At 72.8% G+C, this 15,022-nt stretch carries 15 protein-coding genes; 5 read left to right on the forward strand and 10 right to left on the reverse strand.

The window, feature by feature from the left end:
- Positions 1–420: 420 nt before the first annotated feature.
- The 4 genes from ACTMS9_RS27520 to ACTMS9_RS27535 all read right to left on the reverse strand — a co-directional run bounded on the left by ACTMS9_RS27520 (position 421) and on the right by ACTMS9_RS27535 (position 5,119).
- Entirely contained in the window at positions 421–2,055 is a 1,635-nt protein-coding gene (locus ACTMS9_RS27520) for an MFS transporter (RefSeq protein ID WP_441166357.1), read from the reverse strand.
- Entirely contained in the window at positions 2,049–2,273 is a 225-nt protein-coding gene (locus ACTMS9_RS27525) for a hypothetical protein (protein ID WP_441166358.1), read from the reverse strand. The genes ACTMS9_RS27520 and ACTMS9_RS27525 overlap by 7 nt, the downstream gene beginning before the upstream one ends.
- A 175-nt stretch (positions 2,274–2,448) precedes the next feature.
- Positions 2,449–4,086, reverse strand: a complete 1,638-nt coding sequence (abc-f, locus tag ACTMS9_RS27530; RefSeq protein WP_441148320.1) for a ribosomal protection-like ABC-F family protein — start codon at positions 4,084–4,086, stop codon at positions 2,449–2,451.
- Positions 4,087–4,342: 256 nt separating this feature from the next.
- A complete protein-coding gene (locus tag ACTMS9_RS27535) occupies positions 4,343–5,119 on the reverse strand; it encodes a hypothetical protein (protein ID WP_441166359.1) in 777 nt (258 codons plus the stop codon).
- Positions 5,120–5,442: 323 nt separating this feature from the next.
- Here ACTMS9_RS27535 and ACTMS9_RS27540 point away from each other — a divergent pair, with 323 nt between their 5' ends.
- The gene (locus ACTMS9_RS27540) at positions 5,443–7,683 is read left to right on the forward strand and encodes a hypothetical protein (protein ID WP_441148322.1); all 2,241 of its coding nucleotides are present in this window, start codon (positions 5,443–5,445) and stop codon (positions 7,681–7,683) included.
- A gap of 37 nt (positions 7,684–7,720) precedes the next feature.
- Here the strand turns inward: ACTMS9_RS27540 and ACTMS9_RS27545 are convergent, their stop codons facing one another.
- The 4 genes from ACTMS9_RS27545 to ACTMS9_RS27560 form a co-directional block, all read right to left on the reverse strand.
- Complete coding sequence (locus ACTMS9_RS27545) at positions 7,721–7,885, reverse strand: hypothetical protein (RefSeq protein ID WP_441148323.1); 165 nt, start codon at positions 7,883–7,885, stop codon at positions 7,721–7,723.
- 95 nt (positions 7,886–7,980) lie between these two features.
- Positions 7,981–8,187 (reverse strand): helix-turn-helix domain-containing protein, encoded by a 207-nt coding sequence (locus ACTMS9_RS27550; protein WP_088962527.1) that lies wholly within the window; start codon positions 8,185–8,187, stop codon positions 7,981–7,983.
- Positions 8,187–8,645, reverse strand: a complete 459-nt coding sequence (locus ACTMS9_RS27555; RefSeq protein ID WP_441166360.1) for a DUF2975 domain-containing protein — start codon at positions 8,643–8,645, stop codon at positions 8,187–8,189. The genes ACTMS9_RS27550 and ACTMS9_RS27555 overlap by 1 nt, the downstream gene beginning before the upstream one ends.
- A gap of 80 nt (positions 8,646–8,725) precedes the next feature.
- A complete protein-coding gene (locus tag ACTMS9_RS27560; protein ID WP_441166361.1) occupies positions 8,726–9,223 on the reverse strand; it encodes a MarR family winged helix-turn-helix transcriptional regulator in 498 nt (165 codons plus the stop codon).
- Positions 9,224–9,306: 83 nt separating this feature from the next.
- Here ACTMS9_RS27560 and ACTMS9_RS27565 point away from each other — a divergent pair, with 83 nt between their 5' ends.
- From ACTMS9_RS27565 to ACTMS9_RS27580, 4 genes are all read left to right on the forward strand, one after another.
- The gene (locus tag ACTMS9_RS27565; protein ID WP_441166362.1) at positions 9,307–9,954 is read left to right on the forward strand and encodes an FMN-dependent NADH-azoreductase; all 648 of its coding nucleotides are present in this window, start codon (positions 9,307–9,309) and stop codon (positions 9,952–9,954) included.
- 101 nt (positions 9,955–10,055) lie between these two features.
- Entirely contained in the window at positions 10,056–10,436 is a 381-nt protein-coding gene (locus ACTMS9_RS27570; protein ID WP_441166363.1) for a VOC family protein, read from the forward strand.
- Between the two features lie 232 nt (positions 10,437–10,668).
- On the forward strand, positions 10,669–11,097 hold the full coding sequence (locus tag ACTMS9_RS27575; RefSeq protein WP_441166364.1) for a nuclear transport factor 2 family protein: 429 nt from the start codon (positions 10,669–10,671) through the stop codon (positions 11,095–11,097).
- 485 nt (positions 11,098–11,582) lie between these two features.
- On the forward strand, positions 11,583–12,848 hold the full coding sequence (locus tag ACTMS9_RS27580; protein ID WP_441148329.1) for a PP2C family protein-serine/threonine phosphatase: 1,266 nt from the start codon (positions 11,583–11,585) through the stop codon (positions 12,846–12,848).
- A 127-nt stretch (positions 12,849–12,975) separates the two neighbouring features.
- Here the strand turns inward: ACTMS9_RS27580 and ACTMS9_RS27585 are convergent, their stop codons facing one another.
- On the reverse strand, positions 12,976–13,872 hold the full coding sequence (locus tag ACTMS9_RS27585; protein WP_441148330.1) for a hypothetical protein: 897 nt from the start codon (positions 13,870–13,872) through the stop codon (positions 12,976–12,978).
- A gap of 547 nt (positions 13,873–14,419) precedes the next feature.
- Complete coding sequence (locus ACTMS9_RS27590) at positions 14,420–15,019, reverse strand: TetR/AcrR family transcriptional regulator (protein WP_441148331.1); 600 nt, start codon at positions 15,017–15,019, stop codon at positions 14,420–14,422.
- Between the last annotated feature and the right edge of the window lie 3 nt (positions 15,020–15,022).

Genomic DNA, 15,022 nt, shown 5'->3' on the forward strand with positions numbered 1-15,022 from the left:
GCGACTGGGACGAGCACCGAGGCGTTCTTTCGCACCCGCGGCGGGTGCCAGCCCTGACGCCGCGGGCGACTAGCTCCGACCTCAGCGGGTACGCGCAGCCCATGGGTAGCCACAAGGAGAACAAACACGACCCCGGCGGCGAATCGGCACGAGGGCGGCGGCACCCGGGCAGCGGCGCTCCCGGCCGACAGGGCTCGGAGGTCGAACGCTCGCCCAAGCGCCGCCACGAACGGACCGCGACCGGTCCGTCCGGCAGCGAACGCGACCACGACCGGTCCAAGGTCGCGCACGAGGGGCGCGTGCACCGGCAGGGTACGGGCTGATCCGGCGCCCGACGGGCGGGTCGGTGGCCGGGTCCCGGCCGCCGGCCCGCTGTCGTGTACGGCCCCGCCTGCGCCCACCTGTATGAGGCTGGGTCGTTCAGGCCGCTTCCCGGTCGTCGGCGCCGGTCCGTCCGGCGGCGGCCGGCAGCAGGTGACGCACCTCGGGTGGGCCGTCGGCGAGTTCCCGGGCCCGCTCCTCCGCCGCCTGGTCGGCACCCGTCAATCGGCCGCCGTGCTGGCGCAGATGCTCGTCCCAGGACGGCACCAGGTAGACCTCGACGAATCGGTCCGAGGCCTCGCCCTCCCGGAACAATCCCCACCGCATCGCCCCGGTACGCTGCCGCGACCCCCGGACCAGCTCCATCGCGTCCAGGAACTGCCGTCCACGTTCGGGCCGGACGGTGTAGGTCACCAGCACCAGCACCGGACCCACCCGGGGATCCGGCTCGTGGGCCAACTCCAGCCGGGGCCAGTAGGTGGCCGGGTCCCCGTCGACGCCCCGCAGCTCCGGCAGCGGCCAGATCTGACTGGTCACCGAGCCGAGCAGCATCAGCGCGCCCGCCGCGACGAAGGCGGTCGACAGGCCCGCCATGTCCGACACCAGGCCCCAGACGAACGCCCCCACCGCCTGGCCGCCGGCGAAGACGACCTGGTACACGGCCAGACCCCGGGCGCGCACCCAGCCGGGCAGGAACAGTTGCATCTCGGCGTTGACGTTGACCAGTACCGTCACCCAGGCCAGCCCGGCCGGCAGCAGGGCGAGGAGCACCACCGGGACGACCCGCACCGAGCCGACCACCAGCAGGGTCCCGGCGAACAGCACGCCGGCCACCAGCAGGAACTGGTTGGCCGACATCCGGGTACGGATCCACGGCAGCAGCAGCCCGCCCAGGACAGCGCCCACCCCCAGGACGGCCAGGAGCAGGCCGTACCCGCTGGAGTCCAGGCCCAGCCGCCGGGTGGCGACCAGCGGCAGCAGCGCCCAGAGGGCGCTGCCCGGCACCAGGAAGACCAGCGCGCGCCGCAGCAGCCGGCGGACGATCGGCGAGTGCCGCACGTACCGGCCGCCGGCGCGCAGCGCGGCCGTGAACCGCTCGGGCACCTCGACGGCGCGCGTGTTGCCGGGCCGCCATCGGGTCAGGGCCAGCGCGAAGATCAGAAACGCCACCGCGTTGACGGCGAAGACCGGCGCGACACCGGTCCGCGCGATCAGCACTCCGGCCACGGCCGGTCCAACGGCCCGGGCCACGTTCACGCTGATGGAGCCGAGCGCGGAGGCCGCCCGGAGCTGCTCCCGCGGCACCAGCTCCGGGATCACCGCCGTCCAGGCCGGCAGGGTGAGCGCCTGTCCCACCCCGAACGCGAAGGTGAGGGTGAGCAGCAGCGCCGGCGGCATCCGGCCGGTCGCGGTGAGCAGGGTGAGCGCCACGGCCACGACGACCAGGAAGAGTTGCACCCAGATCAGCAGGTGCCGGCGGTCGAAGGCGTCGGCCAGCGCGCCGGCCGGCAGGGCCAGCAGCAGCACCGGCAGCAGGCTGGCGGTCTGCACCAGGGCGACCAGCGTCGCGGCGTTCGGCTCGTCGATGAGCAGCCACTGGGCGCCGACGCTCTGCATCCAGGTGCCGACGTTAGCGGCGAGCAGGGCCAGCCACAGATTGCGGTAGACGGCCGTCCGCAACGGCGCCCACGCCGAGACCGGACGCTCGGCGGGGTCGCCTCCCGTCGTCACCACCGCCCGTCCGCGCGCAGCACGCGCTCACCGGGAACGTAGCGGCCGCCGGGATCCAACAGCAGCCGTACGGCCTGCGTGGCGACCTGCTCGGGCAGCGCGTGGACCTCGTCCCGCACGTCGCCGAGGACGGTCACCTGACGGTCGGCGGCCAGCAGGCGGGCCACCGACAGGCCCAGCCCACTGGTGCCAGCGGCCACCACGAACGTCCCGGCGCCCATGTCCCTCCCGCCGTCGTCGCACCCCCGCGCCACGTAACGGCTCGGGCTTCCCCCATTTGCGGGTTCCACACCGCCGGGAAAGTGCGGGCGGCGGACCGGCGATACCGCCGGACGACGGCCCGGCCGGCGGCTTTTTCCGCGACGGCCGGCCCGCCCCCTGGTGAACCCGGCGGCGTCAGTCGGGCTCGGGCGCGCCGGTCTCCCGTAGCTGTCCCCCGGCGAGCCGCAGCCAGCGGTTCACCCCGATCTCGGCGAGGAACCGCTGGTCGTGGCTGACCACCACGAAGGCACCCTGGTACGCGCCGAGCGCGCTCTCCAACTGGGCGACGCTGACCAGGTCAAGGTTGTTGGTCGGCTCGTCGAGCAGCAGCAGCTGGGGTGCCGGCTCGGCGCACAGCACGCAGACCAGGGTGGCGCGCAGCCGCTCCCCGCCGGAGAGCACCCCGACCGGCAGGTGGATGCGGGAGCCCCGGAACAGGAAGCGGGCGAGCAGGTTCATCCGCTCCGCCTCCGGCGTCCCGGGCGCGAACGCGGCCAGGTTCTCTGCCACCGTGCGATCGAGGTCCAGCAGGTCCAGCCGCTGCGACAGGTACGCGATCCGCCCGTCGGCCCGCCGCACCCGGCCGCCGTCGGACTCCAGGTCACCGTGGACCAGGCGCAGCAGGGTGGACTTGCCGGCGCCGTTGGGCCCGGTCAGCGCGATCCGCTCGGGGCCCCGGATCACCAGGTCGGCACCGTCGGCGGCGAAGAGCGCCCGGTCGCCGTAGCGGACCTGCATCCGCTCGCCGTGGAAGACGGTGCGCCCGGCGGGAACGTTGGTGCCGGGCAGGTCCAGCACGATCCGCTGCTCGTCGCGCAGGGCGCGGCCGGCCTCGTCGAGCCGGGCCCGCGCCTGGCTGACCCGGGCCGCGTGGGTCTCGCCGGCCCGGCCGGCCGACTCCTGGGCGCCGCGCTTCATCGTCCCGGCGAAGATCCTCGGCAGGCCGGCGCTCTTGAGGTTGCGGCTGGCGTTGCTGGCCCGCCGCTCGGCCCGCTCGCGGGCCTGCTGCATCTCCCGCTTCTCCCGCTTGACCTCCTGCTCGGCGTTGCGGACGTTGCGCTCGGCGACCTCCTGCTCGGCCCGGACGGCCTCCTGGTAGGCGGTGAAGTTGCCGCCGTAGGAGCGGACCTCACCCCGGTCGAGTTCGAGGATGCGGTCCATCCGGTCGAGCAGCGCGCGGTCGTGGCTGACCAGCAGCAGGCAGCCGGGCCAGTCGTCGAGCAGGTGGTAGAGCATGCGCCGGGCGTCGAGGTCGAGGTTGTTGGTGGGTTCGTCGAGCAGCAGGACGTCGGGCCGCTTCAGCAGCTGCGCGGCGAGGCCGAGCGAGACCACCTGCCCGCCGCTGAGGGTGTCCAGGCGGCGGCTGAGCGCGACGCCGGCGAGCCCCAACCGGTCCAGCTGGGCCTGGGTGCGCTCCTCGACGTCCCAGTCGTTGCCGATCGTGGTGAAGTGCTCCTCGCTGGCGTCGCCGGCCTCGATGGCGTGCAGCGCCCGCAGCACGGGGGCGACCCCCAGCACCTCGGAGACGGTCAGGTCGCCGGCCAGCGGCAGGCTCTGCGGGAGGTAGCCGAGCACTCCCTCGACGGTCACCGACCCGCCGGTGGGCCGGCACTGTCCGGCGATCAGCTTGAGCAGGGTGCTCTTGCCGGCGCCGTTGGGGGCGACCAGACCCGTACGACCACCGCCGACGGTGAACGACAGGTCCTCGAAGACGGGGGTGTCGTCGGGCCAGGAGAAGGAGAGGTTGGAGCAGACGATGTACGCGTCGGACATGCGAGGGACCTCAACGGTGACGCGGGCGTGCCGGAGCCGCCCGGGCGGGCAACAGGGATGGTTGACGAGGGCACGGCCTGCCGGCGGCGGGGCGCTTGCCGCGCGCCTGCCGGTGGCCGAACACGTCCGGTCTCACCCGGAGATGTCGTCGTCACCCGCCATGTCTGGTCTCCCTGATCCGATCACCGGCCGCCCACACTACCAGCAGCGGGCCCGGCGCTGCGCTGGTCGTGACGTTACGTCGACGGCGGCGCGGTCACTGGAACCGGACGTCCTGCAACTCGATCGAGACGATCACCGTGTTCTTGTCGGGGCGGCCCTCGGCGTCGAGCAGGTAGACCAGGCGGCGGGTCGGGACGAGGATTCCGTCGTACCGCCGGGGGTCGAAGCTGTAGTTGGCGGCGACGGGCGCACCCGGGCCGAAGACGTCCGGCACGTAGTCGTGCCGCCGGATGTGCCCCTCCGCGTCGACGTAGTAGGTCTGCTCCCTGCTGTGCGTCGCCACCTCGTCCGGGAACACCACCCGCAGGGCCCGCCATACCTCGCCGTCCTCGTGGTGGGGCGCCAGCTCCTCCAGCTGGAATCCGGGGCCCGCCAGCAGGAACGGCTCCGTCAGGTAGTTCCACATCGCGTACCCGTTGAAGTACGCCAGGTGCAGGCGGTCCCAGCCGGTGGCGATCTCGTGGCCCACGAAGGAGTCCCTCGGGCGGGACCGTTCCTCGGCCACCTCCCCCGCCGCGGTCTCGATCACGACGCGGTCCGGGGTGACGACGCTGCTCAGGTCGGGCCGGCCGAACGGGGTGGTGCGGGCGACCTGGCGGTGCAGCTCGGCCTGCGTCACCACGTCGTCCAGCACGCCCTCCTGGCCCTTGAGGCCCCACAGCGCGCCGCCGCCGAGCACCCGCGCGCTGACCGAGCTCAGCTCGTTCCACCGGTCCATCCCGCCGTGCGCAGCGATGGCCTGCTCCAACAGTTCGTTCACGGCGTTGCTCTTCTCGTAGGCCGGCGCCAGCGCCGGGAACGGCAGGGACATCGGGACGAGCTGCGGGAGCGCCGACAGCGCCGAGCCCGGCGCACAGCAGGGGTGCTCGCCGCTCGCGTCACGCCGACGGCGACGCGCCCGCTCCCGCCGGCCCCGGCGTGGGCGACCCCGGCGTACCAACCATCCACGGTAGTGCCGGTGAGCGGCGGCAATGCCCGGTTCACCGGACCCCCGCGGCACCGGTGGGCACGGGACGAAGCCCTGGTTGACGTCCCGCTGCGCGGGTACTCCTGCGCGCCAGCCGGCGCCGGTGCGGCTCGTCCGTCCGGCAGCCGTCCCGCACTGCTGGCCGCGCCGCCGGGGGTCGCAGGCCGATGACCGACACCGCACCGCCGTCCGGAGAGCAGCACGCGCCGGACGATGTCGTCGAACTGCGGGTGCACGGGGTCTCGGGCGCCCGTGCCGATCAGGTGCTCGACCGGCCGCACGCCCACCAGGTGGCCGGCGACCGCAGCGGTGGCTTCTTCCGGCCGAGGCCGGGCTACCCGGACAGCACCGGACCGGGCGGCGTGGTGCTGGAGGCGTACCGGTGGAGCGACCTGCCCTCCGGCACCGCCGCCCGGACACTGTCCCTGGTCTTCCTGCTCCCGTTCATGCTGAGCAACGTGGCGATCTGGATGCGGCCGGCCCGGCGGGGGCCCGGCTCGGGCGTCAAGGTGCTGTGCCGGCTCGTCGCGCTCAACCTCACCGTGCTGTACGCCCTGTCCGCCGCCGGCGTCGCCCTGGACCTGATCGCCTGGAAGTGCATGGGCTCGTCCCGCTGCCTGATGGGCCGCGCCTGGCTGTCCTGGCTCGGCGGGCACCCGGTCGGGCTGCGGCTGGCGGTGCTGGCCGTGGTGCCGATCGCCGCGGTCGGGCTGGTCTGGCTGCTGGGCGCCCGGCCCGGCCGCTCCTACGAGGGCTTCCGGGTGCCGACCGGCGACCCCGAGGGCGACCGGCTCAGCGCCGTCGGCCAGTGGGACGCCATGCCGATGGTGGGCCGGCTGCGGGCGATCCACATCGCCGTCGCGTTCGCGGTGCTCGACCTGACCCTGCTCGCCGCGCGCGGCGCCGGCCACCCCTCGGTCGTGACGGTCGCCCTGGCCGTCCTCGCCGTGCTGGTGCTGGCGGCCGGCGCGGCGCTGCTCTGCGCGCCCGAGCTGCTGGAACAGCCGGCGACGGCGCACACCACCGACCGGTTGACCGTGGCGCTGCGCACGGTGGCCTGCGGTCTGACCGTGGCGACCCTCGGGGTGGTCGCACTGGACCGGACCCCGTGGCCGCTCGCGGCCGGGCTGCCGGGGTACGGCCGGATCGTCGGTTGGGCCTTCCTCGCGCAGATGGCCCTGCTGGCGGCCCTCGCCGTGCTGGCCCCCTGGCGCGGCCGCCGGGACGGCGGCCGCGCGCTGCTGCACGGCCTCGGCGCACCCGTGATCGCGGCCTTCGCGGTCGGCCTGGCCGGCGCGTTCTCCGCCGAGCTGGTCTACCGGACGGCGTACTTCCTCAACCGGCGGGCGATCACCGGACGTCCGGAGGATCTGGCGGCCCCGCCGCTGGCCTACAAGTGGGCGCTGTTCACCTTCTTCCTGAGCATGATCGTGGCGGTGCTGGTCGCCGCCGGGCTGACCCTGCTCTCCCGCCGGGGTCGCCGACGGGCGGCGGGGGCCATCGTCGCCCGGGACTTCCCGGCAGCCCCGCCGGAGGCCGCCGACCGGATGCGACGCGTGGAGAAGACGATCGCGCGGGCGCGGTTCACCGAGTGGCTCGGCCCGCTGGCCGTCGCGTGCGCCTGCCTGGCCACGCTCGGCCTGGCCACGAGCCTGCTCGCATTGTTCGGCCTGCAGCCGAGCCCGTTGGCGGAACGGCTGCTCGGGGTGCCGTCCGGATTCGTGAACTTCGGGCTGACCGTGGGCAGCTATCTCATCCTCGGGCTGGTGCTCGCCCTGGTGATGGGCGGACTGTTCGCCTACCGGACGGCGGAGTTCCGCCGGTACGTCGGCGTGGTGTGGGACCTGGGCACGTTCTGGCCCCGGGCGGCCCACCCCTTCGCGCCGCCGTGCTACGCCGAACGGGCCGTACCCGAGCTGGCGAAGCGGATCTGCTACCTGGCGGAGCGGCACACCGGCGTGCTGCTCACCGGCCACAGCCACGGCTCGGTGCTGCTGGCGGCCACGGTGCTGCAACTGCCGCCGCAGGTACGCCGGCGGGTCGCGCTGCTGACCTACGGGTCCCCGCTCGACCGCCTGTACGCCCGGCTCTTCCCCGCGTACCTGGGCCGGGACGTGCTGCACGAGGTGGGCGAGCGGGTCGGCTGGCGCTGGCTGAACCTGTGGCGGGAGACCGATCCCATCGGCGGCTGGATGTTCGCCGCACACCGGCCCGGTGACCCACCGACCCGGGCCGGCCCGAGCGACCGGGTCGACCGGCGACTGCGGGACCCAGAGGACGTGGTGGCGCCCCCGAGCGACAGCGTCCCGCCCCCGGTGCAGGGGCACTGGCCGTGCGAATCCGACGAACGCTTCGCCGCCGCGGTCCGTGAGCTGGCCGACCGGCTCCGGGCCGAGGGCCGGACCTGACGCCGCCGGGTGGGGGACGACGCCACCGTGGGTTCTGCTACCTGCCGCGTCGGACGGCCCGCACGCCGAACACCACGGCGCCGAGGACGAGCAGGACGCCCAGGAGTTGGAGGCCCGGGGAGTCATCGGCCTCCCCGTACACGATGCCGGCGACGCCGACCGCGACGGCGAGGAGGGCGACGAGGGCGAGGACGTACTTCATGGGGTTTCCTTTCCGAGCCGGATCCGTCGCGGATCCGGCCGGTGAGCGGGTCGACGTGGCCGAGGTGTTCGGTGGTTGGGAGGCGGTGCGGCGGGTCAGTCCTCGACCCACTCGAGCAGGTCACCGGGCTGGCAGTCGAGCACCCGGCACATGGCTTCCAGGGTGCTGAAGCGGACGGCTTTGGCGCGGCCGTTCTTCAGCACCGCCACGTTCGCCGGCGTGAGCCCGACGCGTTCGGCGAACTCGCCGACGCTCATCTTGCGTTTGGCGAGCTCGACGTCGATGCGGACGACGATGGGCATCAGATCACCGCCTCCATGTCGGTGCGCAGTGTCGTGGCCTGCCGCAGCAGTGCCCGCATCACCACCATCAGGAGCCCCAGCACGGCGACGCCCACCAACATCAGGAAGAGCAGGAGCGGCAGTCCGGGGTCCGAGGCGTTGAAGCCGACGTAGAGGAACACGCCCAGCAGCACCACCCAGGCGGCGACGATCGCCCAGACGATCGCGTCCACCCACGCCAGGGCGGCGTCACTGAAGATGCGGTCGTTCTTGACCAGGGTGAGCAACTTCCAGGTGGACACGATCACCACCTGGATGCACAGCAGCCAGAACACCGAGACGGCAGTCAGCGGCCACCGGAGGTGGGCCTGGTCCGGGGACTCCTGGGCCATGTGCGCGAACTGTCCGGGCAGGGAGAAGGTCTGGAACATGACCAGGATCCCGAACAGCAGCACGAGGAAGACTCGGAGCGGGGTCACCGCTCGATGCTCAGTGAACATGCATCGACTATCGCTCGCAACCTATCGAAAGTCAATCGGTACGGCAGTCTCCTGACCGGTCAGCAGGCCGGCCCGCCTGCGGCCGAGCACGACGGGCCCTCCGCCGCCCCGGCGCAGGACGCCGGACCGCCACCGACCGCCCGCTCCAGCAGCTCGTAGAGCGTCTCGCGCTGCCGCGCGTCCAGCGCGCCGAGCACCTCGTTCTCCACCGCCGCGAGGGCGCACTCAGCCTCCCCGAGGCGCTTCTCTCCGGCGGGGGTGAGCTCGACGACGTGCCGGCGGCGGTCCTCGGGAGACCGGCGCCGTTCGATGAGGCGCTCCGCCTCCAGCTCGTTGAGCAGCCCGACGATGTTCGTGCCGTCCATCTCCAGCGTGCCGGCGAGGGCCTGCTGACTGCTGCCGCCCTGCGCCCGCAGCACCGTGAGCGCGACCAGGTGCCGGGGCCGCAGCCCCAGCGGCGCCAGCACCGTCTCGGCACGCAGCCGCATCCGCCGCGCGAGGTGGTCGAGCAGGGGCGCCGAGCGGCGCTCGGGCTGGTCGACCGGTACGGCAGGCATGTGACCAAGCCTACCGTCGCCGCCCACGACTCACGTGCTACAAATGATTGGCACGACACCAATAGATTATGGAGGGCAAATCAATGGCACACCTGTTGCACATCGACTCCAGCATCCAGGGGGACCGGTCGGTGAGCCGCCGGCTGACCGAGCGCGCGGCCAGGGCCTGGCGCGCCGCGCACCCCGACGGCACGGTCCGCTACCGGGACCTGGGCGCCGATCCGCTGCCGCATCTGGATCAGGCCGGCGGCCTGGCGCGGATGACACCGCCGCAGCAGCACAGCCCGGCCCAGCGGGAGTCCTGGGCGCTGACCGAGCAGCTGGTCGAGGAGGTGAGGCGGGCCGACACGGTCCTGCTGGGGCTGCCGCTGTACAACTTCGCCGCCCCCAGCAGCGTCAAGGCGTGGGTCGACCACCTGATCGCGCCCGGCCTGGCCTACGACCCGGAGAGCCAGGCCGGCCTCCTGGGCGACCGTGAGTTCATCGTGCTGGCCACGCGCGGCGGCGGGTACGCCCCCGGCACGCCACGCGAGGGCTGGGACCACGCCGAGCCGTGGCTGCCGCACGGCCTGGCGATGACCGGCCTCCAGCCGCGCTTCATCACGACGGAGCTGACCCTCGCCGGCGTGAACCCGGCCATGGCCGGCCTGGTGCCGCTGGCCCAGGAGAGCCTCGCGGCGGCCGAGCGCGCCGTCGACGAACTCTGGGTCCCGGCCGCCGCCGCGGCCTAGGCGAGGTCGCCACGGGAGTGGTCCACCCACCGGGCCACTCCCCGACCGCCCCGGCTCCGCTCGGGATGCGCGGACCGGCGACAGGCACTACCTTGCGCGGCATGCATCGCAGCCGCGTCTACGCCGTCCTGATCGACGCCCCGCACGCGGAGGCCGCCCGGGCGGCGGCCTTCTGGTCGGCCGCCCTCGGCGTCCCCGCCGAGGCGGACCCGGAGCACCCGCAGTTCGTCGGCCTGCACGGCGCCCTGCCCGGGCTGGTCACCGCCGTGCAGGCCGTTGACGACGCGCCCCGCTTCCACCTCGACTTCGAGACCGACGACGTCGAGGCCGAGACGGCACGGCTGCTCGCCCTCGGCGCCACCGAGGTGGCCCGGTGGCTGGACTGTCGCATCCTGCGGGTGCCGGGCGGACACCTGGTCTGCGTCCTGCCGGTGGAGAGCCCGCCGGAGGTCTTCGACGCCCAGGCCCGGACCTGGCCCTGACAGCCACCCCACCCGGCGCCGTGCGGATCAGCCGGGTGGGGCCGCGCGTCGGTAGCGTACGGCGGTGCCGCTGACCTTCCCTCGCACGCCGCGCTGCCGCTCTTCGATGACTGCCGTGCTGCACGACGAAGCCTCAATCCGCCAGGTACGGCACCGGGTGGCTCCCGGCCGGTGGTAGCTTCCAGATGCGCAGGCCAACACGCAGACCTCCGTTCGGACGGAAGGTTGAGCCATGGACGAGACCGTCGCGCGGGCGATGATCAAAGCCCACTTCGAAGCCTCCAACGTCAGCGCCCCCGGCGGCGGGCCGGGCGACGACATCGCCCGCGCTTCCGAGATCTACGCCGACGACGCGGTGCTGGAGTGGCCGCAGGGCGGCGAGCGCGTCCGCGGCAAGGCCAACATCACCGCCCTCAGGTCCAGCTACCCCGACCGGCAGGAGTTCCAGCTGCACCGGACCGTCGGCTGCGGGGATCTGTGGGTCAACGAGTACACCATCCGGTACGACGACCGGCCGATGATGGCCGTCGGGATCATGGAGTTCCGCGACGGCAAGGTCGTCCGGGAGCGGATCTACTTCGGAGAGCCCTGGGAGCCGCCGGCCTGGCGGGCACAGTGGGTCGAGCGGATCGAACCGGCGGCCACCCAGGCATCCGCATGATCACCAGCGCCGGGTGGGCGGCTAGCGACTGGTCGCCTCCACCGCGCTCAGGATCAACCGCGTCACGACCTCGGGCTGCGAAACCATGGAGGCGGGGGGGGGCCGCCACCTCCTCGATCCTCGCCTTCGCGCGCTCGGCCATGAAACGTTGCCCCGCAGGCGGGATGGCCCGGTCCTCGGTGCCGAGCAGGCACCACGACGGGATGGACTTCCACGCCGGCGGGCCCGACGGCGTGGCCGCCGCGGCGCCGCTCCACGGCCGCTGCGCCGCTGCCATCACGGTGGCCGTCCCGGGATCGACGTCTGCGGCAAACGCCTCCCGGAACGAGTCGCGATCCAGGTACAGGTCCACGCCGTCGCTCCGAGCGCTTGGCCGGGGAGCAGGAACGGCAGCGCAGCAGGGAGGGCTGAGCCCGGACGCCGGCCCGGAGCCGACGAAACCTGTGTGGACGGCTTGTCGGCTCTCTCGGCCTATGCTCTGGCGCGTGAACAAGAAACGGTGGAGCGGCGTGGACCTGGGCAACGTGCTGCGCGCCGTCGAGGACGCCGCCCCGGTCGACGCGGTGGAGGCGGTGACCCGAGGCATCGGCGTCGACCTCGGGGCGCTGTGGGTGTCGTTCCTCGTCGCGGACATGAGCGGCCGGGCTCTCGTTCGGCTGGCCCACGACGTTCCCTTCGGGAACCGGCCCGGCAGACGCCAGCAGGACGAGGACGTCGCCACCGTGCTGCCTTTCGACGGCGGGCCACAGGAACAGGCGCTGCGCTCCCAACGCGTGCAGGTCCGTCCGAGCGGAGATGATCACGTCGTGATGGCGCCCGTCACGCAACGGGGCGAGGCGATCGGACTGTTGGAGATCTCCTTGCCGGTCAAGCCGGACGACGAGGCCCTGGCCGAGATCTCCCGGGCCGCGCACGCGCTGGCGTTCGTGGTGATCGCCGCCCGGCGGCACACCGACCTTTTCGAATGGGGCCAGCGGACCACTCCGTTCACCCTTGCCGCAGAGATCCAGCGCCGGCTCCTGCCCTCCTCATTCACCTGCGAGGCCGGCTCGTTCACCCTCTCGGCGTGGCTGGAGCCGGCGGCCAGCATCGGCGGAGACACCTTCGACTACAGCCTCGCGCGCAACCTGCTGCACTTGAGCATCACCGACGCCGTGGGCCACGGCGTGCACAGCGCACTGACCGCAACGCTCTGCGTCGGCAGCCTGCGCCACACCCGCCGCCACGGTCACACCCTGCTCGACCAGGCCCGGGCCGCAAACTCGGCGCTGATCGAGAATCCGCCCGGGGGGTTCACCTTCGCCACCGGACTTCTCGGCCGACTCGATCTGCGCACCGGCGTGCTGGCCATGGTCAACGCCGGCCACCCCACCCCACTGCTGGTGCGCGACGGGACCGTCCAGCCCCTCGCGCTACCGGTCGATCCGCCGTTCGGCGTACTGCGCCAGGGGACCTACCGCACAACCGACGTCCCGCTTCGCCCCGACGATCGGCTCATCCTGCTCACCGACGGCATGCTGGAACGCGGCGCCGCCCGCCTCGACCTGCCCGCACGGCTGCCGGGCCTCACCGACCTGCACCCCAGGGAGGTCGTCCGCGTACTCGGCGACGCCGTCCTCGACGTCGCCGGACCCGCCCTGCCCGACGACGCCTGCATGCTCGTCCTCGACTGGCACGGCGACCACGGCGACAACCGCTCCACCACGGCCGGCGCCGATCCCCACCGAGCGAGCGCCCTTCCGTATCCCTGAGACCAGAAAAGAGAGGGCGTGCGCCTGCGTCCGTCTTGCGGCAGGGCATCCTCGTGCTGATCCTCGAGAATGATGATCCGGCGCGGGTGCCCGCCCTGTATGGGCCGGGGCAGACCTGCCGCCTGCCTTAGCGCGCGGCGCCGCCCGGTCGACCTGGGCCGCTCCCGGAGCGCCGGTGACCGACGCGTGGAGCCTTTATCACCGGGGAGTTGCCAGACGCCGGGCGGAAATCTCGCGCCGCGCCGGCCACCATATCGTCGGGATCGCGGCCGAGGGCCTGCCGGATGTGCGGCGGGATGACCTCGGATGTTGCCATTGCCAGTCGGACCTGCACCGAACGGTCGTGAACCAGGCGTTCCAGATCCGCCTCGTCCAGCTGGACCGCGCGGACCAGCGCGGCACGGACGTCGACCACGGGGTCCTGGGCAAGCGCCCTGCGCTGCTCGGCGGTGGTCCGCGGGTTGCGGGCGACCCCCTTGCGTACGCGTACGGTGCGATCGGCCATCAGGGCGGTGATCACGTCGGGGTCGTGGGTGTGGGTGGCGAGTCGTTCCCGTACCTCGGGTGAGACGTCGTCGATCAGCCTGGCGGCCAGTTCGGGCTCCAACTCCCGCATCTCCGCGAGGAGACCACGAAGCTCCTTGTCGGGCGCCTCCGACATCACCCGGCGAACCGATTCGTCGCAAGCCGGGTTGCTGGCGACCGCCCAGCGGACCCACCGGTCGGGGTCCTTGACGAGACGCAAGAGATTGCCGACCGAGGTCGAGGGGTTTCTCGCCACCGCCTCCCGGACCTGACGATCATGGTCCCGGGTCAGCGGTCGCAGTGCCTGCGCGGGTGCGTCGGTCCGGGCCGCGACCGCCTTACGGACCACGGCCGACGGGTCGGACGCCAAGTCGAAGAGGGTCATCTGTGGCGTTGCGGGGTCCTGCGCGAGGGCAAGCCGCGCGTCGGCGCTGCCGCCGCTCGCACGGTGGGCGGTGGTACCTGACCCGCGGTGGCCGTCGTCCTGCTGCTTCCCCATGGGCGCAATCATGTCACGGGCAGACTGAGGCAATGCGGGCCTGACCAGCGCGTTGACGATGGTCGAAGCGTTGGGCTCCGGACCCGCAGGGGTCAAGGGATCCGCGAGCACCAGGTCAGCCACTCACTGACTTCGGTGGCGTCGGCGCTTTGCGGGGTGACCCGCCAGCTGCGGCGGGGCGCCCGCGAGAAGCCGCATCAACCGGCCACGACGCTCGACCAGCGGTGCGTCGAGCACCGACTCTCCGTCGGCGGCAACGAGAAAGGTCGAAGGCGACGTAGTAGGCCGGGTGCTCACGAGCCTCGCGCAGCAGCCCCCGGCCGGCGGTGACCCGCCGCTGCAGCAGGGCGAAGTTCGTCCGCCCGCGCTCCCAGACGACCAGTTCCCCGTTCATCTTGAGCCAGCCGATCAGCTGGATTTGTCGTGCAGCGATGTTGTGTATGGACATGTCCATGACGTTGTGGATCGGGAGCGGCCGAGGGTTCAGCCGAGAACAGTCTCCAGAGACTTTCTGCAGGCATCCGCGGTCAAACCCTGTTTGGCGGCGTCAAAGAGCGGCTGGCGGCGGGTGGGGCAGCGGGTGGGCGCCTTCCGGGCGTAGGCCGTCGAAGATGATGGCAAGGTATCGCTGCCACAGGTCGGGCGAGGCGTCCGGCACGTAGCTGGTGACGTAGTTGGGCGCGCACATCAGCAGGATGACGTCGGCGCCGGTGACGTCGGCCCGCACGGCGCCGTGCTCACGAGCCCGATCGACAAGCTTGTGCACATTGCGGAACATCTGCTCGCGGGCCCTGATCACGTCCGCGTTCAGCTCGCCGGCCTCCTGCAGGAACGACAGGTCACGTTGCCGTTGTTGGTCCGCGGCGACGGTGAGGAACTCCAGCAGCGCGGCGCCCGGATCCGCCGCGTCGAGCAACTGTTCGCCGACTGCGTTGAGCGCGTCGATCCGGTCGAGGACGATCGCGGCGAGCAGGTCATCCTTCGTGGCGAAGTGCCGGAACAGGGTGCCCTTGCCGAGACCGGCCCGGCGGGCGATGTCGGCGACCGAGGCGTCCAGGCCACGCTCCGCGAACTCATCGGCGGCGGCCGCCAGTAGCAGCCGTCGGTTGCGGGCGGCGTCGGCACGCAACGGGCGGGTCGAGGTCACGTT

The organism is Micromonospora sp. L31, assembly GCF_052068075.1.
In the GTDB taxonomy this organism is placed as follows: domain Bacteria; phylum Actinomycetota; class Actinomycetes; order Mycobacteriales; family Micromonosporaceae; genus Micromonospora; species Micromonospora purpureochromogenes.